10 protein-coding genes and 1 pseudogene are annotated in these 21,476 nt (G+C 72.9%); 5 read left to right on the top strand and 6 right to left on the bottom strand.

Going from position 1 to position 21,476, the window contains the following annotated elements; translation table 11 throughout:
* The first annotated feature begins 77 nt into the window (after positions 1–77).
* Complete coding sequence (locus ACFT32_RS41405) at positions 78–1,700, top strand: MFS transporter (RefSeq protein WP_382499496.1); 1,623 nt, start codon at positions 78–80, stop codon at positions 1,698–1,700.
* On the opposite strand, the gene ACFT32_RS41400 is transcribed toward ACFT32_RS41405, so the two are convergent.
* The 4 genes from ACFT32_RS41400 to ACFT32_RS41385 all read right to left on the bottom strand — a co-directional run bounded on the left by ACFT32_RS41400 (position 1,691) and on the right by ACFT32_RS41385 (position 14,617).
* Positions 1,691–12,271, bottom strand: a complete 10,581-nt coding sequence (locus ACFT32_RS41400; protein WP_382499494.1) for an amino acid adenylation domain-containing protein — start codon at positions 12,269–12,271, stop codon at positions 1,691–1,693. The genes ACFT32_RS41405 and ACFT32_RS41400 overlap by 10 nt on opposite strands.
* Positions 12,231–13,556, bottom strand: coding sequence for an MFS transporter (locus ACFT32_RS41395; protein ID WP_382499491.1), 1,326 nt, complete (start codon positions 13,554–13,556; stop codon positions 12,231–12,233). The genes ACFT32_RS41400 and ACFT32_RS41395 overlap by 41 nt, the downstream gene beginning before the upstream one ends.
* A 114-nt stretch (positions 13,557–13,670) precedes the next feature.
* Complete coding sequence (locus ACFT32_RS41390; protein ID WP_382499490.1) at positions 13,671–14,012, bottom strand: MazG-like family protein; 342 nt, start codon at positions 14,010–14,012, stop codon at positions 13,671–13,673.
* Positions 14,013–14,059: 47 nt separating this feature from the next.
* Positions 14,060–14,617, bottom strand: a complete 558-nt coding sequence (locus ACFT32_RS41385; protein WP_382499488.1) for a DoxX family protein — start codon at positions 14,615–14,617, stop codon at positions 14,060–14,062.
* Positions 14,618–14,771: 154 nt separating this feature from the next.
* Here ACFT32_RS41385 and ACFT32_RS41380 point away from each other — a divergent pair, with 154 nt between their 5' ends.
* A complete protein-coding gene (locus ACFT32_RS41380; protein WP_382499486.1) occupies positions 14,772–15,098 on the top strand; it encodes a nuclear transport factor 2 family protein in 327 nt (108 codons plus the stop codon).
* Between the two features lie 272 nt (positions 15,099–15,370).
* Here the strand turns inward: ACFT32_RS41380 and ACFT32_RS41375 are convergent, their stop codons facing one another.
* Positions 15,371–16,129, bottom strand: a complete 759-nt coding sequence (locus ACFT32_RS41375) for an SDR family oxidoreductase (protein ID WP_382499484.1) — start codon at positions 16,127–16,129, stop codon at positions 15,371–15,373.
* Positions 16,130–16,263: 134 nt separating this feature from the next.
* Between ACFT32_RS41375 and ACFT32_RS41370 the strand changes: the two are divergent.
* Positions 16,264–17,904: pseudogene (locus ACFT32_RS41370) on the top strand (alkaline phosphatase D family protein).
* On the opposite strand, the gene ACFT32_RS41365 reads toward ACFT32_RS41370, so the two are convergent.
* On the bottom strand, positions 17,891–18,913 hold the full coding sequence (locus ACFT32_RS41365; protein WP_382499482.1) for a Gfo/Idh/MocA family protein: 1,023 nt from the start codon (positions 18,911–18,913) through the stop codon (positions 17,891–17,893). The pseudogene ACFT32_RS41370 and the gene ACFT32_RS41365 sit on opposite strands and share 14 nt — an antisense overlap.
* 86 nt (positions 18,914–18,999) lie before the next feature.
* Between ACFT32_RS41365 and ACFT32_RS41360 the strand changes: the two genes are divergently transcribed.
* A complete protein-coding gene (locus ACFT32_RS41360) occupies positions 19,000–20,307 on the top strand; it encodes a multidrug effflux MFS transporter (protein ID WP_382499481.1) in 1,308 nt (435 codons plus the stop codon).
* A complete protein-coding gene (locus ACFT32_RS41355; protein ID WP_382499479.1) occupies positions 20,250–21,434 on the top strand; it encodes a serine hydrolase domain-containing protein in 1,185 nt (394 codons plus the stop codon). Before ACFT32_RS41360 ends, ACFT32_RS41355 begins: the two co-directional genes overlap by 58 nt.
* The last annotated feature ends 42 nt before the right edge of the window (positions 21,435–21,476 follow it).

The raw sequence follows: 21,476 nt of genomic DNA, 5'->3' as shown, positions 1-21,476 counted from the left end.
ATAAACTAGTCTGCACATCGTTGGGCAAATAACTGCCCCGTTGCTTTGCCCGTCGCTTCACCCCCGAGGAGCCTCCGATGCCGCTGCTTGCCGACACACCCGCCGAGAAGACGACAGCCCCCTATCCACGGCGCTGGTGGGCCCTGCTGGTGCTCTGCCTGAGCCTGCTGATCGTCGTCATGGCGAACACCTCGCTGATCGTGGCGGCGCCGGACATGACGAAGGACCTGGGCCTGACCAGCAGCGATCTGCAGTGGGTCGTCGACGGCTACACGGTCCCGTACGCCGCGCTGATGCTCGTCCTGGGCGCGATCGGCGACAAGTACAGCCGCCGCGGGGCGCTGATCCTCGGTCTGCTGATCTTCGCGGGCGGCTCGGTGATGGGCGGCATGGTCGACGAGACCACCCTCGTCATCACCGCCCGCGCGATCATGGGCATAGGTGCCGCCGTCGTCATGCCGGCCACCCTGTCCCTGCTGGTCGCGATCTTCCCGAGGGCCGAGCGGGCCAAGGCCATCACGGCCTGGAGCGCCACCTCGGGCCTCGCCATCGCCGCCGGCCCGCTCGCCGCCGGCTGGCTGCTGGAGAACCACGCCTGGGGCTCGACCTTCCTGATCAACGTCCCCATCGCGGTCCTCGGCGTCGTCGGCGCCCTGCTTCTCGTGCCGCCGTCGAAGGCGGAGCGGATGGGCGCCATCGACTACGTCGGCGGGCTGCTCTCCATCGTCTCCATCGGCTCCCTGGTCTACGCGGCCATCGAGGGCCCGCACTTCGGCTGGGGCACCGGCCCGATCGCCGCGGCCGTGGTCGCCGGCTTCGGCCTGCTCGCCTTCGTCGCCTGGGAGCTCCGCCACCCCAACCCCATGCTGGACGTGCGCAAGTTCAGGGAGCGCCCCTTCAGCGGGTCGATGCTCGCGGTGCTGTTCTTCTTCTTCGGCACCTTCGGCTCGATCTACTACTCCACCCAGTTCCTGCAGTTCGTCCTCGGCTACAGCGCGCTGGAGACCGGCGTACGGCTGCTGCCGCTGGCCGGAGCCGTCTTCGCCGGGGCCGCGGTGACCGGCCGGCTGGCCCCGAAGCTTGGCGTCAAGCTGGTGGTGGGGACCGGTATGGCGCTCGGCACGGTGGGCGTCCTGCTGCTCACGCGGATCGAGTCGGGCTCCACGTTCACCGACTTCCTGGCGCCACTGCTGCTGCTCGGCTTCGCGATCGGCCTGAGCCTCTCCCCGGCCACCGACACCATCATGGGCTCCTTCCCGGAGTCGGAACTGGGCGTCGGCGGCGGCGCCAACGACACCGCCCTGGAGCTCGGCGGCGCCCTCGGCATCGCTGTCCTCGGCTCGCTCCTCGCCACCTCCTACAAGGACAAGCTGTCCGACCTGGTCGGCGGCCACCTCCCGGCCACCGCGATGGACACCGCCCAGGACTCGGTGGGCGGCGGCCTCGCGGTCGCCCAGCAGGTCGCGAAGAACCCCGACGGCGGGGCCCGGCAGGCCCAGGCCCTCATCGACGCGGTGCACGAGTCCTTCGCCCACGCCATCGCCCAGACCAGCCTCGTCGGCGCCGTCATCATGGCCGCCGGAACCATGATCGTCATCGCCGTGCTGCCCGGCCGCAAGGCCGCCGGCCGGCACAGCCAGGCCGAACCGGCGGCGGAAGCCGACCGGGAGGAGGAGTACGCGGAGTCCGCTCAGCGGTGACGCCCGGCCTCCCCCCTCAGGAACCGGGTGAAGGACCTGCCCCACGCCTCCACGGTCTCCCCGGTGAACAGGTCCGTCGAGTACTCGAAGGTGACCGTGACGCGGTCGGCCTCCGGGGCGATCACGACGTACAGCTCGTTGCGCGCCACGCCCTGGACGGGGAGGGCGTGTACGGAAGCCGCCACGCCCTGGAGGTCCACGGCCGGTGGCTCCGTGGTGATCACCGTGAACAGGACCGTCGGGAACAGGGCGCCCTTCAGGTCGGGTGAGACCAGGGACACCACGTCCGTCAGGGGGAGTTCCTGGTGGTCGAGGGCCGTGAAGAGGGAAGCGCCCAGTTGCGCCACCAGGTCGCCGAAGGCCTCTGCCTCGCCCAGTCGGGCCCGCAGCAGTACGGCATCACCCAGGATGCCCACGATCTCCGCACGGTCGCGTCGGACACGGTTCGCGCTCGACGCCGCCAGGACGATGTCGTTCTTCTCGCCGCACAGGTCGCCCAGCCACCTGGCGAACAGGGCCGCGAGGACCGTGTAGGTGGTGGTGCCCAGGCGGGTCGCCGTGTCGGCCAGGAGGGCGGGGGTGTCGTCGTCGATGACCCAGGTGTGCAGGGCGCCCCGGCCGGACAGCGTGCCGGGGTGCGGGTGGTCGTAGGGGAGGGGCGGGCGCAGGGGGATGCCTTCGAGTTCCGTGCGCCAGAAGCGTTCCAGGGCCGCCCGGCGGTCGTCCGGCAGTGCGTGTTCCGATCGGGCGAAGTCTGTGAACTGTTGTACGTCGCCGGGTAGTTGAGGAGTCCGCCCCGCCCGTCGGGCGTTGTACAACTCCTCCAGGTCGCGCCGGATGAGGCCCAGGGACCAGCCGTCGCAGACCGCGTGGTGGAAGACCGTCACCAGGATCCAGTGGTCCGGGGCGACCCTCGCCAGGCGGAAGCGGTGCAGCGGGGCCTGGTCCATCGCGAAGGGGGTGGACACCTGCTCCTCGCACCAGCGGTCCACCGCGTCCGCCGACGCACCCGCGAGGTCGGTGATCGGCAGCGGTACCGGGATCTCCGCCAGGACCTCCACCGCGTACTCCCCGTCCTGCCGCCGTACGGAGCGGCTGCGCAGGGCGTGATGGCGGGCCACCAGGCCGGTGAGGGCCTGGTGCAGGGCTCCGGGGTCCACCTCGCCGCGCAGGTCCATGCGGTGGGCGATGTTGTAGACGCTCGGGTCGGGGAGCGCGTGGTGGCGGCGCCACAGCCGGCGCAGGGTGGACGGCATCGGCGCGGTGTCCACGACACGGCCCCGTGCGGCGATGCCCCGGACGGTCGGATCCAGGAAGAAGTCGGCCATCGTGAGGTCGACGCTGGCCTCGTCCCGCATGCGGTTCAGCAGCCTGATCGCGCTCAGGGAGTGGCCGCCGAGTTCGAAGAACGACGTGGTGACCGGGACCGGGTCCGTCTCCAGTTCCTCGCACCACAGGTCGTGCAGCGTCTTCTCCAGGGCCGTGGCCGGCGTGGCGTCCGGGTCCCCGCCGGAGCCGTCGCCCGGCTCGGGCAGGGCCGTGCGGTCCAGCTTGCCCGAGGCGTTCACCGGGAGGCGGTCCAGGGACACCCAGCGTCGGGGCACCAGGTGGTCGGGCAGGTCGGCGGCGAGTGCGGCGCGCAGGGGGTGGAGGCCGGCTCGCGGGTCGGTGGGGACCACGTACGCGACCAGTTCCGTGTCGCCGTGGCGGTCGCGGCGGGTGAGGACCGCCGCGTCCCGGACGGCGGGCAGAGCCGTCAAGGCAGCCTGGATCTCGCCGGGTTCGACCCGGTAGCCGCGGATCTTGACCTGGTCGTCCGCCCGGCCCAGATAGTCCAGGGTGCCGTCCGTACGCAGACGGCCCAGGTCGCCCGTGCGGTACAGCACCCCGCCCGTGCCGTCGTCGAGGAAGGCCGCGGCGGTCTCGGCGGGGCGGTCGTGGTAGCCGTACGCCACCGGCGTCCCGCCCACATGGATCTCGCCGACCGCCCCGACCGGGACCTGCCGGCCTGTGCCGTCCAGCAGCAGGACGCGTGCTCCCGGCACCGGGGTGCCGATCGGCGGCCATTCCCCGCCGTCCGGGTCGACGCGGTGCGAGGTGACGATGACCGAGGTCTCCGTGGGGCCGTACTGGTTGTACAGCGCGCAGCGCGGGTGCGCGGCGAGGAACCGGCGGAACGCGGCCGTGAGCTGGAGCGCCTCACCGGCCGAGAACAGCTCGCGCAGGGACGGCAGTTCGGGGGCGGTCTCCATCAGGTACTTCAGCGGGGTGCAGGGCATGAACATCCGCTGCACCTCGTGACGGCGCACGGCCTCGGCCACCGCCGCCGGGTCGTGCCGTACGGCGTCGTCGACGAGGACCAGCGCGGCCCCCGAGGCCAGCGTCGTGAAGATCTCCTGCACGCTGACGTCGAACGCCGGTGACGTCCACTGCAGGGTGCGGAGCGCCGGGTGGCGGCTCAGCTGCCCCCGGACCAGGTTCGCCGGGCCCCGATGGGGTACGACGACGCCCTTCGGCCGGCCGGTCGAGCCCGAGGTGTGGATGCAGTACGCCGGGTCCTCCGGGCGGGCTCCCTCCGGTACGGGCCCGGTGGGGAGCGTGTCGTCCACCTGCTCCACCCGCTGGACGGGCAGTCCGGTCGCCAGGTCCGGGTGCGCGGCGAGGGCGGCGTCGGAGGTGAGCAGGAGGACGGGCGTGGCGTCGGCGAGCAGCAGTGAGAGACGGGGGGTGGGGAGGGACAGGTCGAGGGGGAGGTACGCCGCGCCGCTCTTGAGCACCGCGAGCAGCGCTGTGATCAGATGCGGGCCGCGCGGCAGGAGCACCGCCACCCGTTCCCCGCGTGCAGCGCCCCGGGTCCGCAGCTGCCGGGCGAGGCGGTCGGCCGCCGCGTCCAGGTCCGCGTAGGAGAGCCGCTGGTCTTCGCTGATCAGCGCTACGGCGTCCGGGGTGCGGCGGGCCTGCCGCTCGAACAGGCCGTGCAGGGTGCCGGGGGAGGAAGGGTCGTCCACGCCCGCCGGGTGCTCCCAGCGAGCCAGGGACTCGCGGTCGGCGGCGGTGAGGGCGGTCAGTTCGGGGAGGGACGCGTCGGGGGCGGCCAGGGCGCGGCGCAGCACCTGCTCGACGTAGTCCACGAAACGGCGCACCGTGGCCTCGTCGAAGAGGGCCGTGTCGTACTCGACCATGAACCGGACGCCGCCCGTGTGATGGGTGAGGTAGACGCTGAGGTCGAACGGGGCGCGAGCGCTCGGCACGTCGAGCAGGGTGGCCGTCAGGCTCGGCGGGTCGAAGGGGGCCTCGCCCTCGTTCTCGTACTCCACCATGACCTGGAACAGCGGATTGCGGCCCGGGTCGCGACGCGGGTTGAGGGCGCCCACAAGCTCGTCGAAGGGGACGCCACTGTGTTCGTACGCCGAGGTGCTGCTCTCGCGGACCCGGTGCAGCAGGGCCGGGAAGTCCGGGTCCCCGGTGAGGTCCAGGCGCAGCGGCACGGTGTCGAGGAACAGGCCCACATGGTCCTCGGCGCCGGCGGGACGCGCGGCGACCGCGGTGCCGATCACCACGTCCCGCTGCCCGCTGAACCGGCCGAGGACCGCGCCGATCGCGCCGGTCAGCGTCATGAAGAGCGTGGCGCGCTGACGGGCCGCGAACGCCCGTAGCCCGGCGGTCAGTTCGGCGTCGAGGGCATGTGTGAGGCTCGCGCCCGCTCCCGACCTGACCGGCGGACGGGGCCGGTCGGTGGGCAGGGCCAGCTCCGGTGCGCCGCCGAGGCGCTGCCGCCAGAAGTCGAGCGAGGCGGGATCCGGCTCGGCCGCCGCTGGCGGTGCGGACAGCGGCCCCGGTGCGGGACCTCCGCCTCGCCGGGCGCGGTAGTACGCGGCCAGGTCGCGGGCCAGGACGGCCGTGGAGGAGGAGTCGAAGACGATGTGGTGTGCCATGAGGAACAGCAGGTGGTGCTCCGGGGACAGGCGGAGCAGGCGGGCCGTGACCAGAGGGCCCGAGGAGAGGCCGAGTCCGTGGTCCGCCGTGAGCGTCGCCCGTAGCGCCTCCTCCTGCGTCGACCCCGTGTGATCCTCCACCGGGCAGTCGAGCGGCATACGGTCGCGTATCTCCTGGTACGGGACACCGGCCGTGTCACCGAAGACCGTGCGCAGCGCCGGGTGCCGGTCCGCGACGCGGTCCAGCGCCCAGCGCAGCGCCGGTACGTCCAGCGGGCCGTCCAGCCGGATCGCCTTGGGCTCGTGGTACATGGCGGTGCCCGGGTGCAGTTGCTCCAGGAACCAGATACGGCGCTGGGCCGGGGTGAGGGGGGTGCGGGGCGTACGGCGGGGCTCGGGCAGGGCCCGAGCTGTCGCCCGAGGGGTCGCCTGCCGCACCCGGTCCAGGACCGGCAGTGACGCCAGCACCTTCTCCCTGGGTACGCCGAAGTCCACGAAGCAGGCGATCTCGTCCGCTCCGGCCGCCAGCAGCCGCCCTACGGTCTCCGCCGCCGTCTGCTCGTCGCCGATCAGCGCGCGGGAGCCGCAGTAGCGCTCGTAGGCGCGCCCCAGGAGGAACTCCACGTCCTCCTCCGGGGTGTTCTCCAGGTCCACCTGGAAGCCGAGACTATTGGTGACCTGGTCGAAGAGCGAGAGAGAAGACCGCAGATACGACAGGAACGGCCGGTACGCCTCGGCCCGCGCCCGTTCCGCGTCGTCCTCCAGATACGTGTGCACCAGCACCACGACCCGCCCGGCCGCCGGGTCAAGGCCGTGCTCGGCACGACAGCGCCGGTACAGGGCGATGTTCTCGGCCAGTTGCTCCACCGTCTGCGTCATCAGATTGGTGACCACGCCGAGGTCCTCGGCGGCCGCCCGGCGGTAGCTGTCCGGATTCCCGACGACGGCCACGTACATCGGCGGCCGTTCCTGCACGGGGCGCGGATGCAGGCGGACCTCCACCGGGGTGCCGTCGCCCGCCGTCGTCCGCAGCGGCTGCCCCGACCACAGGTCCCGTACGGCCGCCAGGTGCTCGTACATCACCTCACGGTGCCGGCCGAAGTGCTCCGGGGCGAGCGCGAAGTCGGTGGCGTGCCAGCCGCTGGCGAAGCACAGGCCCGTACGGCCGCCGGAGATGTTGTCGACGACCGACCACTCCTCGGCGACCCGGGCGGGATGGTGCAGCGGCAGCACCACGGAACCGGCGTGCAGCCGGACCCGGCTGGTCCGGGCGGCGAGGGCAGCGGCCAGCACGGAGGGGTTGGGGAAGAGCGCGCCGAAGGAGTTGAAGTGCCGCTCGGGGAACCACAGGGCGTGGAAGCCGTGCTGGTCGGCGAAGTCGGCGGCGGCCATGATCAGGCCGTACTTGTCGTGGTCGGTGTGCTCGGGGTAGTCGCCGAAGAAGTAGAGGCTGAAGTCGAACGTCTCTGAGTGCGAGGGGGAGGGAGCCAGGGTGGGCTTGGCGACGGGTACCGGCGGCTGGGCCGGTGCCGTCGTGGTGCCGGGCGCTGCCGCGAGGACGTCCAGCTGGCGAGAGATCATGTCGCCGACCTGGTCGACGAGTTGCTCCGCGAGCCGTAGCTGCTGACCGAACAGGGCGTGCAGGTCCTGGGAGACCTCCTGGGGAGCGGCGGGCGCCGCCGGTGGTTCCTCGGCGACGGGCTCCCGCACCACCTGCTCCCGCACCACCGGCGCGTCGCCCCGCAGCCGCGCGACCCGTTCGGCCAGCCGGCGCGGCGTGTCGGCCGAGTCGAACACCTCGCGGACCGGGACCCGGACGCCGAACCGCTGTTCCAGCTCGGTCGTCATGCTCATCAGGGAGAGCGAGTCGGCGCCGAGTTCGAAGAAGGAACTGTCGGGGGTGACATCGGCGGTCGGGCGGCCCAGCTTGTCCGCCGTCAACTGCCGTATGAAGTCCACTACTTCATCAGAGCGAGGTGCGGGCCGCTCAGGTGCCGCCACCGGTGTCTCCGTTCGGTACGGCACCCTGCTCCGTCGCAGGGGATGCCCGGGGAGCGGAACCCGGCCGGCGTCGTCGCCGAGGAGCGCCCGCCAGTCCAGGTCGGCGCCCCCGCGGTACAGCGAGCCGAGCGCCGTCAGGAAACCGTGCGCCTGCTCGGCGGCCCCGTCCCCTTCGCCCTGGCCGCTCAGCCAGCGGCTGCCGGGAACGCAGTGCCGGCCGAGCCCGGTGAGGGTGCGCCCGGCGCCGATCTCCACGAAGTCCCGGAACCCCTGCTCGACGGCGGTGTCCATGGCGAGGTCGAAGCGGACCGGCTGCCGGGCCTGCCGGCAGAGGTAGTCCACGTCGACCGTCCAGCCCGCCGGACGCGGCTCGCCGTCGGCCGTGGTCACCAAGGGGGTGTGCAGCGGCCGGTACGTCACGTCGCGCGCACGGGTCCGGAACTCGTCCAGGGCACTGTCGATGTCCGCGGAGTGGAACGCCCGGTCGACCGGCAGCGCACGCCACCGCAGGCCGTCCAGGTCGAGCAGCCGTGCCGCCTCCTTCAGGGCCTCCGGCGGGCCCGAGAGCACCTGGGCGCGCGGGCCGTTGACGGCGGCGAGTTCCGCACCGGCGGCGTCCGCGACCCGTCGGGCGGTGGCCCGGTCGGCCCGGACGGCGAGCATGCCCCCGGCCGGGCAGCGAGCCTGCATGAGGCGCCCGCGCCAGGCGGTGAGCCGCAGCCCGTCCTCCAGGGTCAGGGCGCCGGCCGCGTACAGGGCGGCGTACTCGCCGACACTGTGGCCGAGCAGAAGCCCGGGGCGTATTCCGGCGGCCCGCCAGGCGTCCGCCAGCGCCGCCTGATGGGCGAAGAGGGCGGCCTGCGCGGTCTCGGTGGGCCAGATGTCGTCTTCCGCGGAGGGACCCGCGAGACCTGGGGCGGCCAGGAGCGGTTCCAGCAGGCTTCCGCCGAACTCCCCGGCATAGAGCTTCTCGCACCGGTCGAGCGTGGCCCGTGCGGCCGGCTGCGTGGCGTGGAGGCCGCTCGCCATGCCGTGGCGGGCGCTGCCCTGGCCCGGGAAGGCGAAGGCGACCGGTCCCGCAGGGGAGACCTCGAGGTGGTCGTCCTCCTCCAGCGCGCGGGCGAGTTCGCCGGCCGTACGGCCGACCACGGCGGTACGTGCCGCGCGATGCGGCCGGCCGAGCGCCAGGGTGGCGGCCACATCGGCGGCCGGGAGGTCGGGCCGGGCCGGCAGCCGGTCGCGGAGCCCGGCCGTGAGTTCGGCGAGGGCCTCGGCATCGCGGGCCGACACGGGGACCAGGACGGGAAGATCGAGAGCGGGCCGGGTGCGAGCGGACGGGGCCTCCTCCAGCACCACATGGGCGTTGGTGCCGCCGACGCCGAGCGCGCTGACCCCGGCCCGGCGGGGCACACCGTCCGGCACCGCCCAGGGCCGCAGTTCCGTGGCCAGCGTCAACGTGCCGTCCGCCAGCGGGAGTTCCGGGTTGGGCCGGTTCAGATGCGGTGTCGGCACCAGGGTGCGGTGGCGCAGCATCAGGACCGTCTTGATGAGCCCGGCCATTCCGGCACAGCTGTCGAGGTGCCCGATGTTGGGCTTCACCGAGCCGACGACACAACCGCCGGAACGGCGCGAGCGCCCCGCGTTCTCGCCCAGCACCCGGGCCAGCGCCGTGAGTTCCACCGGGTCGCCCAGCCGCGTCCCCGTGCCGTGCGCCTCCACGTACGAGATCGTCTCGGCGGGTACACCGGCCCTGCGCAGGGCCTGCCGTACGACATCGGCCTGTCCCTCGACTCCGGGGGCGCTGAAGCCGACCTTGGCGGCTCCGTCGTTGTTGACCGCGGAGCCCAGGATCACCGCGTGCACGGTGTCGCCGTCGGCCAGCGCCCGGTCGAGGCGCTTGAGCAGGACGGCGGCCACACCGTTGCCGCCGACCGTGCCGTCGGCCTCCGCGTCGAAGGCACGGCACCGCCCGGTGGGGGACAGGATGGAGCCGGGGTGGCTGTGATAGCCGGTCTCCTGGGGCAGATGCACGGCCGCCGCGCCCGCCAGCGCCAGGTCCGTCTCGCCGGTCAGCAGCGCCTGGACCGCCAGGTGCACCGCGACCAGCGACGTGGAACAGGCCGTCTGCACACCGATCGCCGGGCCGGTGAGACCGAGCCGGTAGGCGACCCGGGTGGCGAGGAAGTCCGGCTCCTGCCCGATGGCCGTCTGCATTCCGGCGGCCGGGTCGGACGGGTCGTACGGCGAGCCGGTGACGGACGGCTGCTGGTGGTCGTAGAGGTTCATGCCCGACCCGGCGAACACCCCGACCCTGACGCCCGGCGCGGTCGCCGCGTGGCCGCCGTCCTCCAGGGCCTGGTGGCAGCACTCCAGGAACAGCCGGTGCGCGGGATGCGTGAGCCCGGCCTCCTTGGGGCTCAACCCGAAGAAGTCCGGGTCGAACTCCTCGACGCCGTCGAGGACTCCGGCGACGGGCACGTGGCCGGAGGTCATGGGCTGCGGCTCGCCGAACACCCGGACGCTGTCCACGCCGTCCCGCAGATTGGCCCAGAACCCCTCCGCCGAGTGCGCGCCGGGGAAGCGCAGCGCCAGTCCGATGACGGCGACCCGTCGCTCGGGGGAGTGGGTCGTGCCGTCGTAAGCCTCCGTGTCCGGCGCGACTGCCGTCGCCGGCCCGCTCGCGAGATGCGCGGCGAGTGCCGTGACCGTCGGATGCTCGAAGAACGCGGTCTGCGCGATCGGCATGCCGAGACGTTCCGCCAGCCGGTTCCGCAGGCGCACCAGCAGTACGGAGGTCAGGCCGAGTTCGTAGAACGGCACGTCCGCGTCGACCGGGCGGCCCAGCACGGCGGCCAGTTCCTCTCGGACGGCCCGGGTCACGGTGTCCGCGTCCGGCCGGGCAGCCGGGGCCGTGCCGCCGAAGCCACCGTCGATCAGCCTGCTCTGGAGTTCGGCGCGGCGCACCTTGCCCGCCGGGGTGCGCGGGAACTCGTCCGCCGGTACGGGAAGGACGTGCGCGGCGGTGAGTCTGAGGCGGGTGAACAGCGCCGCCTTCAGCTCCGTGGTGATCCGCTTGTCCTCGGGGGCGCCGCGGCTGACGAAGAACACGGCGAGTTCCTCCGTGCCCCGCTCCGGATGCGGGATGCCGCAGGCGGCGATCTCGCCCTGCCGGACGCCGTCGACGGCGGTGGCGGTCTCCTCCACCTCGTGGCAGTACACGTTGTGGCCGTTGAGGATGATCAAATCCTTGCGCCGGCCCGTGATGACGACCTGTCCGGAGTCGAGGAAGGCCAGATCGCCCGTGTCCAGCCAGTCCCGCCCGGCGGGGTAGGCCGCGGCGTCCGCCTCCGGGTTGTCGACGTAGCCGGGGGTGAGCCGCGCGGGTGAGTGGACCTGGAGCCGGCCGATCCGGCCCGGCGGGGCGAGGTCGCCGTGGTCGTCGACGACGCGGAGGGTGACGCCGTGCGCGGGCGAACCGGACGCGACGAAGGTGACACAGTCGGCCTCCGGGGTGTCCGCACCGGCCGGGACCAGGTCGCCGCCCAGGCTGCTCTTGAGCAGGCGGTGCACGGTCCCGGGCCGGTCCAGGCGGCCGTAGGCGACGGCCGTGACCGTCTCGGCCATGCCCCAGGCCGGGGCGATGTGCTCCTCGCGCACCCCGTACGGGGCCGTCGCGTCGAGGAATCGGCGCAGCACCGGCAGTACGACCCGCTCGCCCCCGCACAGCAGGGACTTGAGGCCGCCCAGGTCCCAGTGGCCGTCGGGCCGCTCGGCGAGCGCGTCCGCGACCAGCCGGTAGGCGAAGGTGGGCGCCCAGCTGTGCCGCGCCCGGTGTTCGTGGAGGAGGTCGAGCCAGCGCAGCGGGTCGGTGAGCACCCGCTCGGTGGGCGCGTGGACGTTGGTACAGCCGGTAAACACCGCGAGCAGGTGGTAGAGCAGGAAGGCGCCGCTGTGGTCGACCGGCAGCCAGTTCACCATGGTGTCGTCCGGGCGGACGTCGAGGATCCGGCGGCTGCTCGCCGCGAAGTCGGCGAGCCCGGCGTGCGTCAGCCGCGCCGCCTTCGGTGCGCCGGTGCTGCCCGAGGACAGCATCAGCAGGGCGGTGTCGGACGGGTCCGGCGTGACATGGTCGTCGTCGGTGTCCCCGGCCGGCGCGTTCAGGCAGTCCCCGGCGAGGGCGACGCGCGGTGCGGGCGTGGCGTGGGCGAGTGCCGCGGCGCCGGGCGCGTCGGTCAGGACCAGCGGCCGGTCGAATAACGCGCAGGCCTGCCGCAGGCGTTCGAAGGCCGGGGAGCGCGGCGCGGGATGCTCGGCGATGGCCACCGGCAGGGCACCGCCCAGCACACAGGCCCAGAAGGCGGGGAAGAACTCGGCCAGGGGCAGCCCGCACAGCACCACCGTGTCGCCGCGCCGCAGCCCGTGGTCCCGCAGGCCGGCGAGCATACGGCGGGCCGCGTCCAGCAGTTCGGGATACGACCGCGAGGCCGTCGTGCCGTCGGCGGCGACGGTGACTACGGCTCCGCCGGAAGCGGACCGGGCGGCGCTCAGCAGCGCCCGCACGGCGTCGACCGGATCGGCCTCGGTGCGCTCGGGCTCAGGGCCCCGGCAGAGGGCGTGCCCCCGTAGACGTTCCATGCGTGTCCTCTTCCTTTTCCCCGCTGATGGACGATCGGTCTGAGTGGTCCTGGTCTCTACGCGCGTCGCGCCGCCGGACGGTGAGCAGCAGCAGAGTCAGCGCCCCGCACGCCGCCGCCCCGTGGAAGACACCCACGACGGCGAGCGCGGGCAGGGCCTCGAGCGCGGCCGCGGCGGCGATCGTGCCCAGGGCGAACCCGGACTGCTCGGCGGTGGCGGACAGTCCGAACAGCCGGCCGCGCTGCCGGTCGGGTGCCGCCTGGAGGCGCGAGGTGTAGACGATCTCGGTCCAGCCGTCCGCGAACCCGGCCGCCACGGCCGCCGCGATCAGAGCCGGGGAGGGCAGTCCGGTGAAAGCGGCCACGAAGCACAACGACATCGCGCAGGTGCCGACGGCGAACGCGCGCTCGCCCCAGGACGTCCCGTGCGACCGGCGTTTGAGGACCTGGTGGGCGAGGAGGGTGCCCACCGCCCACGCCGCCCAGAACCGGGCCATGAACACCGCCGGATCGGACGGCTCGGCCGCGTGCGCCGCCAGTGGCAGGGCGACGTTGTGCGAAGCGGACGCCAGCGCGTCGAGCCCTCGCAGCGCGATCAGGCCGAGCAACGGGCCCGCGAGGCCCGCCACTCGGCGCCGCAGCCGCCCGCCACGCCTCGACGCGGACCCGCCCCCGCCGCCCTCGGCAGGCCCCGGGCCGCTCACCGCGTCGCCGCCGGTGACGCCCTCGCCGTCGGTACGCGGCCGGAGCATCAGCACCGCCGCGGCGGACACCGCGAAGCTCGCGGCGTTGACCCCGAACGCGACGCCGAAACCGCCGAGGGAGATGACCGGCGCGGCCGACGCGAAGCCCAGCACCGTGGCGACGGACCGGGCTGTGACCAGCACCCCGTTCGCCCGGGCGCGGTCGTGCTGCCCGACCATGACCGGAACCGCGCTGCGCAGGGCGACGTTGAAGTACGTGTTCCCCGCGCCCAGCACGACCACCGCCGCGAGCAGCACCCACAGCGGCGTGCGCGACGCCCAGAGGGCGAGCAGCACCATGGCGAGGGTCTGGGCGAGGTCCGTGGCCACCATGACGGTCCGGCGTGTGAGCCCGGCGGTCACGGCCCCGGCGGTGAGACCGGCCGTGACACCGGCCAGCAGCCGCACCGCCATCACCGCGCCCACGCCCAGGGCGCTACCGGTGACCTCGTACGAGAACAGGCTGAGCGCGATCAGATTCAGGTAGGTCCCGTAGGCCGACACGGCGTGCGCGACCACCAGGGACCGGAACCTTAAGTCCACCCCCGTCACCAAACTCCTCAACCCGACAGGGCCAGGATTCGGCCGCTCGGCATATTCATTCGCAGCGTAGCCCGGCGAAGCGGCGGGGGCGGGGTGTTGTCGAGTATCGGGTGATCAGCCCGGCGAGGCCTGCGACCGCTCCGCCACCCGCTCCAGATGCCGGGCGAACACCTCGCGCGCGTCCGGCGACAGGGTCCGCAGGACCACCAGTGCGGTGATCACCACGTCGCACAGTTCCGACCGGACGTCGTCCCAGCCGTGGGTCACGCCCTTGCGCGGGTTCTGGCCGGTCGCGCCGATCACCGCCTCGGCGACCTCCCCGACCTCCTCCGACAGCTTCAGGATGCGCAGGAGAACACCCTCGCGGCCCTCGACGGGGCCGTTGGTGTCGAGCCACTCCCACAGGGTGTCGATGGTGGCCCACAGATCGGGTCCGGGCGATGTCTGATCGTTCATGGGGCGGCAGCCTGCCACGAGGGTCTGACAACGCCCGGTCCGCCGCCCTACTCCAGGTACTCCTCGTCGAACAGCGGGTCCTGCTCGCCTTCCCTCGCCTTCCGCAGCCGGCTGGTGCGCGCCCCCACGACCAGCACGGTTCCGGCCGCCGTCACGGCGAACGCCGCCGGAATCATCCAGCCCCGGTTCACCGCGTGCCCGAGCAGATGGTCCAGGGAGAGCCGCCCCGGGCCGGTGACGGCGAGGCCGGCGGCCGTCAGGCCCAGCGTCGCCGCGTACTCGTAGCCGCCGCCCTGGTTGAAGAACCCGTTCGGCGTGTGCACCGCGGCCGCCCCCGCCATCGCGCCGGCCGCCGCGGCACCGGCCGCCGGAGTGGCCAGGCCCAGGGCCAGCAGTGTGCCGCCGCCGGTCTCCGCGAGGCCGGCCGCCGTCGCGCTCACCTTGCCCGGGACGTAGCCGACGGACTCCATGAACTGCCCGGTGCCCTCGATGCCGCCCCCGCCGAACCAGCCGAACAGCTTCTGCGTGCCGTGGGCGGCCAGCACACCGCCCGTCCCCAGCCGGAGCAGCAGCAGGCCCAGATCACGTCGGTGGTAACGCCTCACGTCGTCTCCCGGAGCAGACAGCAGGAACTGCGGAGCACTCGTCCGTTTCCACCGTCGCACCGCCGGCCCGCCGCGACACCCGGCCAAGCCGCCCGGGACGCCGTTCGGGTGGCACGGGTGGCGTGGTCCGCCGGCCGGTACGAGGCTGACTGGCATGACGATTCAGACCACGCGCCTCAGTGACCCGGCCGTCCGCGCCTTCGTGACCGCCGTGAACAACCACGACCGCGAGGGCTTCATGGAGCTCCTCGCGCCGGGCGCGACCATGGCGGACGACGGCTCCGACCGCGACCTCGCCGACTGGGTGGACCGGGAGATCTTCTTGTCCCACGGCCATATGCAGGTCGACAGCGAGTCCAACGACGGCCGTTCCCTCGTCGCCCACTACAACAACGACACCTGGGGCGAGATGCGCACCCGCTGGAGCTTCACGGTCGACGACGACGGCAGGATCTCCCGTTTCGAGACCGGACAGGCCTGAAGGACACCGCCCCGTTCTTCGCGCCGCACGCTGTGCGGCAGTCGTTCCACGTACCGGTGCGTACCCCGCGGTCCCACGCGGGGTCCACCCCCACCCGGTGCCGTGGAACGACTGCCGCCTCCCCCCTGGATGTGGTCGACGGAAGCTCTTTGCTCCAAGTGTGAAGCTTTGGTGTAGGAAAGTTGAGCATAAGCGCCCGACCGGCCGCAATAGTGCGGACGTTGTTATTCCGGTTGTGCAGGTTGACGAGTTGACGACCGCGGGACCGGCGCTCAGCCGCGCCCGATGTACGGCATCGCGGTAGCGAGCACGGTCGCGAACTGCACGTTCGCCTCCAGCGGCAGCTCCGCCATGTGCCGCACCGTGCGGGCCACATCGGCCACGTCCATCACCGGCTCCGGCGCCACCTCACCGTTCGCCTGCAGCGCTCCCGTCTGCATACGGGACGTCATGTCGGTCGCCGCGTTGCCGATGTCGATCTGCCCCACCGCGATCCCGTACGGCCGCCCGTCCAGCGACAGCGCCTTGGTCAGGCCCGTCAGCGCGTGCTTCGTCGCCGTGTAGGCCACCGAGTGCGGCCGGGGCGTGTGCGCGGAGATCGAGCCGTTGTTGATGATCCGCCCGCCCCGCGGGTCCTGCTCCTTCATCTGCCGGTACGCCGCCTGCGCGCACAGGAACGCCCCGTTGAGGTTGGTGTCCACCACGTGCCGCCACGCGTCGTAGGGCAGCTCCTCGACCGGCACGCCGCCGGGCCCGAACGTGCCCGCGTTGTTGAACAGCAGGTCGACCCGCCCGAAGCGTCCGACGGTGTCGGTGAAGAGGGCGGACACGTCCTCGGGCCGTGAGACGTCCGTCCGTACGGCGAGAGCCGCGCCCTCGGGCGCCAGGGCCGCCGTCTCCTCCAGTGTCTCGACGCGCCGGCCCGCCAGCGCCACCGACCAACCCGCGCGGAGCAGTTCCACGGCGACCGCCCGGCCGATACCGGAACCCGCCCCGGTCACCACCGCGACTGCATTTTCCTTGGCATTCATGGGCCCGCAGCGTACGGGAGGCCCCGCCATCCGGAACTCATCCGTCCGTCACGTGGGTGCGGTGTACACGTCGACCAGGTGTCGACCCCGGCCACTCCAATGCCCCTTGCAGCCATTCGCCAGGGGAGGACCGGATGACACCCGCAGCACGCCCGTCCCAGCACGCCCCCGAACTCCGCGCGGCCGCCCGGCACATCGGTCGCCGCGGCTTCCTCACCACCACCGGGGCCGCCGCCGCGCTGGCCTTCGCGACCAATCTGCCCTCGGCCGGAGTCGCGGCCGCCGCCGAACTCGACGCCGCGCGGATCACCGAGAACCCGTTCACGCTGGGCGTCGGCTCCGGCGACCCGCTGCCCGGCTCCGTGATCCTGTGAACCCGCCTCGCACCCGTCCCGTTCCGGGCCGACAGCGGACTGCCCGCCGAACGCGTCACCGTCCAGTGGGAGCTGGCCCACGACGAGCGGTTCCGCCGCGTCGCCCGGCGCGGCACCGTCACCGCGCACCCCGAGTTCCACCACACCGTCCACGTCGAGGCGAGCGGCCTGGAGGCCGGCCGCGGCTACTACTACCGCTTCCGCGTCGGCCGTTGGGTCAGCCCGGCCGGCCGCACCCGCACAGCCCCGGACCCCGGCAGCCGCGTCTCGGGACTCACCCTCGCCGCCGTCTCCTGCCAGGCGTACCACGACGGCTACTACACGCCCTACGCCCATCTCGCCGACGACGACGTCGACCTCGTCTTCCACCTCGGGGACTACCTCTACGAGTACGCCGTCAACTCCGTCGGCGGCCAGCGCAAGTACACCGACCGCACCCTGCCCGACCTGTTCAACCGCGAGACGCTGACCCTGGAGGACTACCGCCTGCGGTACGCCCTCTACAAGTCCGACCCGGACCTGAGCGCCGCACACGCCGCGCACCCCTTCGTCGTCACCTGGGACGACCACGAGACCGAGAACAACTACGCCGACGAGATCCCCGAGAACGACGTCCCGCCGGAGGAGTTCCTGCTGCGCCGCGCCGCCGCCTACCGCGCGTACTGGGAGAACCAGCCGCTGCGCAGCCCGCAGCGCCCGGCCGGACCGGACATGCGGCTCTACCGCCGCCTGACCTGGGGCCGGCTCGCCCAGTTCGACGTCCTGGACACCCGCCAGTACCGCTCCGACCAGGCCTACGGCGACCAGGCGCACGTCCCAGGACCCGAGTCCGACGACCCGGCGCGCACCATGACCGGCGCGACGCAGGAACGGTGGCTGCTCGACGGCTGGCGCTCCTCGCGGGCGCTGTGGAACGTCGTACCGCAGCAGGTCATGTTCGCCCGGCGGCACATGGACGCGACCACCCCGTCACGGGTGTCGATGGACGCCTGGGACGGCTACAGCGCCTCACGCCGGCGCGTCCTCGACGGGGCGAAGGCCGCCGGCGTCGAGAACCTGATGGTGCTCAGCGGCGACGTCCACTCGGCGTACGCCTTCGACATCAAGGACGACTTCGCCGACCAGACCTCGGCCACGCTCGGCACCGAGATCGTGGCCACCTCGATCTCCAGCGGCCGGGACGGCGCCGACAAGCCCCCGACCTGGGACACCTACATGGGCGCCAACCCGCATCTGAAGTTCTTCAACGGACGGCGCGGCTATGTGACGGTCGCCCTGGGGCAGGAGTCGGCGCGGGCCGACTTCAAGACCGTGCCGTACGTGACCACGCAGGGCGCGCCCGTCACGACGGCCGCGTCCTTCGTGACCGAGATGGGGGAGCAGGGGCTCAAGCCGGCGTGAGGCGAGGCTCGCCCGTCTCGCCGGGGTAGCGGACGCCGACGCGGTCGCGGATCGCGTCGAGCGTCCGCATCACGGCGAGCGTGCCGTCGAGCGGGACGAGCGGCGACTCGGTCTCGCCGGCGCGCACGGCGCGCATCACCTCGGCGGCCTCGTGGCGCAGGCTGTTGCGCGGCCCGTCCGCCGGGTCGGCCGTGAACTCCTCGGCGTCACGGCCGTCCCGGTGCAGCACGAAACGGTCGGGGAAGAAGAAGCCGTCCGGGATGTCGATCCGGCCCCGCGAGCCGGTGACCGAGGCGGAGGTCGCCGTACCGCCGACGATGGAGCAGTGCACGGAACCGAGAGCGCCGCTCTCCCAGGAGAGCAGGGCTCCCGTCTGGAGATCGACGCCCTCCTCCGAGAGTACCGCTCGCGCGGCGATGTCCGACGGCTCCCCGAGCAGCAGCTGCGCGAACGACACCGGATACACGCCGAGATCGAGCAGCGCGCCCCCGCCCAGCTCCGGATTCCGCAGCCGGTGCGAGGGCGGGAAGGGGCCGGCCAGCCCGAAATCGGCCTGCACACTGCGCACTTCGCCGATCGCACCGTCGTCCACCAGCGACTTCAGCCGCCGCACCAGCGGATTGCAGTACATCCACATCGCCTCCATCAGGAAGCGCCCGTGCTCCCGCGCCAGCGCGACGAGTTCCGCCGCCTCGCCGACGTTCAGCGTGAACGGCTTCTCGCACAGCACGTTCCGCCCGGCCGCCAGACACAGACCGGCGGCGGTCCGGTGCGCGGTGTGCGGCGTGGCGACGTAGACGACATCGATGTCCTCGTCCCGCGCGAGCGCGTTCCAGTCGCCGTACGCCCGGGGTATCCCGAACCGCTCCGCGAACGCCTTCGCCGAGTCCTCGGACCGCGACGCCACCGCCACGACCTCCGCGTCCGGCAGGTCGATCAGATCCGCCGTGAACGCGGCCGCGATCCCACCGGTCGCCAGGATGCCCCACCGCACCGTGTCCGCCGTCATTCCCGACCCGCCTTCACCTTGTGACCCCGAGCAGTCCGTACGAGCTGAGAGCATAGGGGGCGATCGAATCGAACAGGGAGGGACTCATGCCCGAGGGTGGGGCGTCCATATCGAACACCGCGCAGGGGGCCGCAGCCGGGACGGAGCGGCCCGACCTCACATCGCACCGCCGCACCGGGCTCCTCGTCACCTTCCTCCTCGGCAGCCTGACGGCCGTACCGCCGCTGGCGATGGACATGTACCTCCCGTCGCTGCCGGAGGTCACCCGCTCCCTGCACGCGCCCGCCGCCACCGTCCAGCTCACGCTCACCGCCTGCCTGGCCGGCATGGCGCTCGGCCAGCTCGTCGTCGGGCCGATGAGCGACCGCTGGGGCCGCCGCCGGCCGCTGCTCGCCGGGCTCGCCGTCTTCGTCGTCGCCACCGTCCTGTGCGCCCTCGCCCCCACCGTCGAGCTCCTGGTCGCCTTCCGGCTGGCCCAGGGCCTCGCGGGCGCCGCCGCGATCGTCATCGCCCGGGCCGTCGTCCGCGACCTCTACGACGGCATGGCCATGGCTCGCTTCTTCTCCACCCTCATGCTGATCTCCGGGGTCGCCCCGATCGTGGCGCCGCTGATCGGCGGACAGGTCCTGCGCGTGACGGACTGGCGGGGCGTGTTCGTCGTCCTCACCGTCATCGGCATCGCGATCGGCGTCCTGGTCTGGACGAAGCTGCCCGAGACCCTGCCGCCCGCCGAGCGCCACAGCGGCGGCGTCGGCGAGGCCCTGCGCGCGATGCGCGGCCTGCTCGCCGACCGGTCCTTCGCCGGCTACACCCTCACCGGCGGCTTCGCCTTCGCCTCGCTCTTCGCCTACATCTCGGCGTCCCCGTTCGTCATCCAGGAGATCTACGGCGCCTCCCCGCAGACGTTCAGCCTGCTGTTCGGCGTCAACTCCGTCGGGCTGGTCCTCGTCGGCCAGATCAACGGCAAGATCCTGGTCGGCCGGGTCAGCCTGGACCGGGTGCTGGGCATCGGCCTGACGATCGTCATCACCGCCGCGACCGCGCTGCTGCTGATGTCCACGGGCGTGTTCGGCGAGGTCGGTCTCGTGCCCGTCGCCGCCGCGCTCTTCGTACTGATGTCCGCGATGGGCATCACCCTGCCCAACACCCAGGCCCTCGCGCTGATGCGCACCAAGCACAACGCGGGCTCCGCGAGCGCCCTGCTCGGCACGTCGTCGTTCCTCATCGGCGCCGTCGCCTCCCCGCTCGTCGGCGTCGCCGGCGAGGACACCGCCGTCCCGATGGCCGTCGTCCAACTGGCCGCCGCACTGGTGGCAGTGGCCTGCTTCGTGGGAATGTGCCGACCCTGGAAGACGGAGAGCACGCGCGTGAGCGTGGAGGGAGAAGACAGCTGAGCGCACCGAGACTGCGCGACGGCACGCCGGAACGGGCCGGACTCGACCCCGCGGAACTGCGTCAGCTCGTCCGGGAGGTCCACGTCCTCACCACCGGGCAGCGCCCCTGGGCACCGGGCGCCGTCCTGGTCGTCGGGCGCGGCCCCGTGATCGCGGTGGAGGAGGCGACGGGCTGGGCCGTGCGGTACGCGGCCTACGACGAGGACGCCGACGCCGGTGTGGAGCTGCCCGCCGGGGACCGGGTCCCGATGACCGTCGGTACACCCTTCGACCTGGCGTCCCTGACGAAACTGTTCACGTCCGTGGCCGCCGTGCAGCAGATCGAGCGCGGCACGCTGGGCATCGACGCGAAGGTGGGCGCGTATCTGCCCGACTTCACGGCGGCGGCCCGGCACGGCCTCACCGTGCGGCAGCTGCTCACCCACACCTCCGGGCTGCGGCCCGAACTCCCGCTGTACGACTGCGCCGACGCCGCGCACCGGCTGGCGATGCTCCAGGCAGAGCCGCCGGTCGCCGTGCCCGGCACGTACTGCTACTCCGACCTGAACATGATCCTCCTCCAGTACGTCCTGGAACGCGTCACCGGCCGCACCCTCGACGTCCTCGTCCGCGACGGCGTCACCCGGCCGCTGGGCATGACGGCGACGGAGTTCGGGCCCTGCCCCGGGGCGGCGGCCACGGAGGACCAGCGGCGGCCGTGGGCCAAGGCGGACCGGGGCATGCTGCGGGGCGAGGTCCACGACGAGAACGCCTGGGCGCTGGGCGGGGTGGCGGGCCACGCGGGCCTGTTCTCCACGGGCCGGGACCTCGCGGTGTTCTGCCGCACCCTCCTGGCCGGCGGCTCCTACGGTCCTGCCCGCATCCTCGGCCCCGACTTCGTCGAGCTCCTCTTCACCCCGCCCGGCCTCGGCTTCTCCCTGGACCAGCCGTGGTTCATGGGCGACCTGGCAGGCCGGGGCGCGGCCGGCCACACGGGCTTCACCGGCACGTCCCTCGTCCTCGACCCGGCGACGGACACGTTCCTGATCCTCCTCACCAACACGGTCCACCCACGCCGCCGCCGCCCGGACAACGCCCCGAGGGCGACGGCGGGGACCCGGGTGGCCCGAGCGGTACGGGGGATCTGAGAGCACCGCCCCTGGAAATGACCGGCGGGCCAGTCTGCGAGG

Source organism: Streptomyces sp. NPDC057002 (assembly GCF_042673825.1).
Classification (GTDB): Bacteria; Actinomycetota; Actinomycetes; order Streptomycetales; family Streptomycetaceae; genus Streptomyces.
This window is presented reverse-complemented; position numbering and strand designations above follow the sequence as displayed.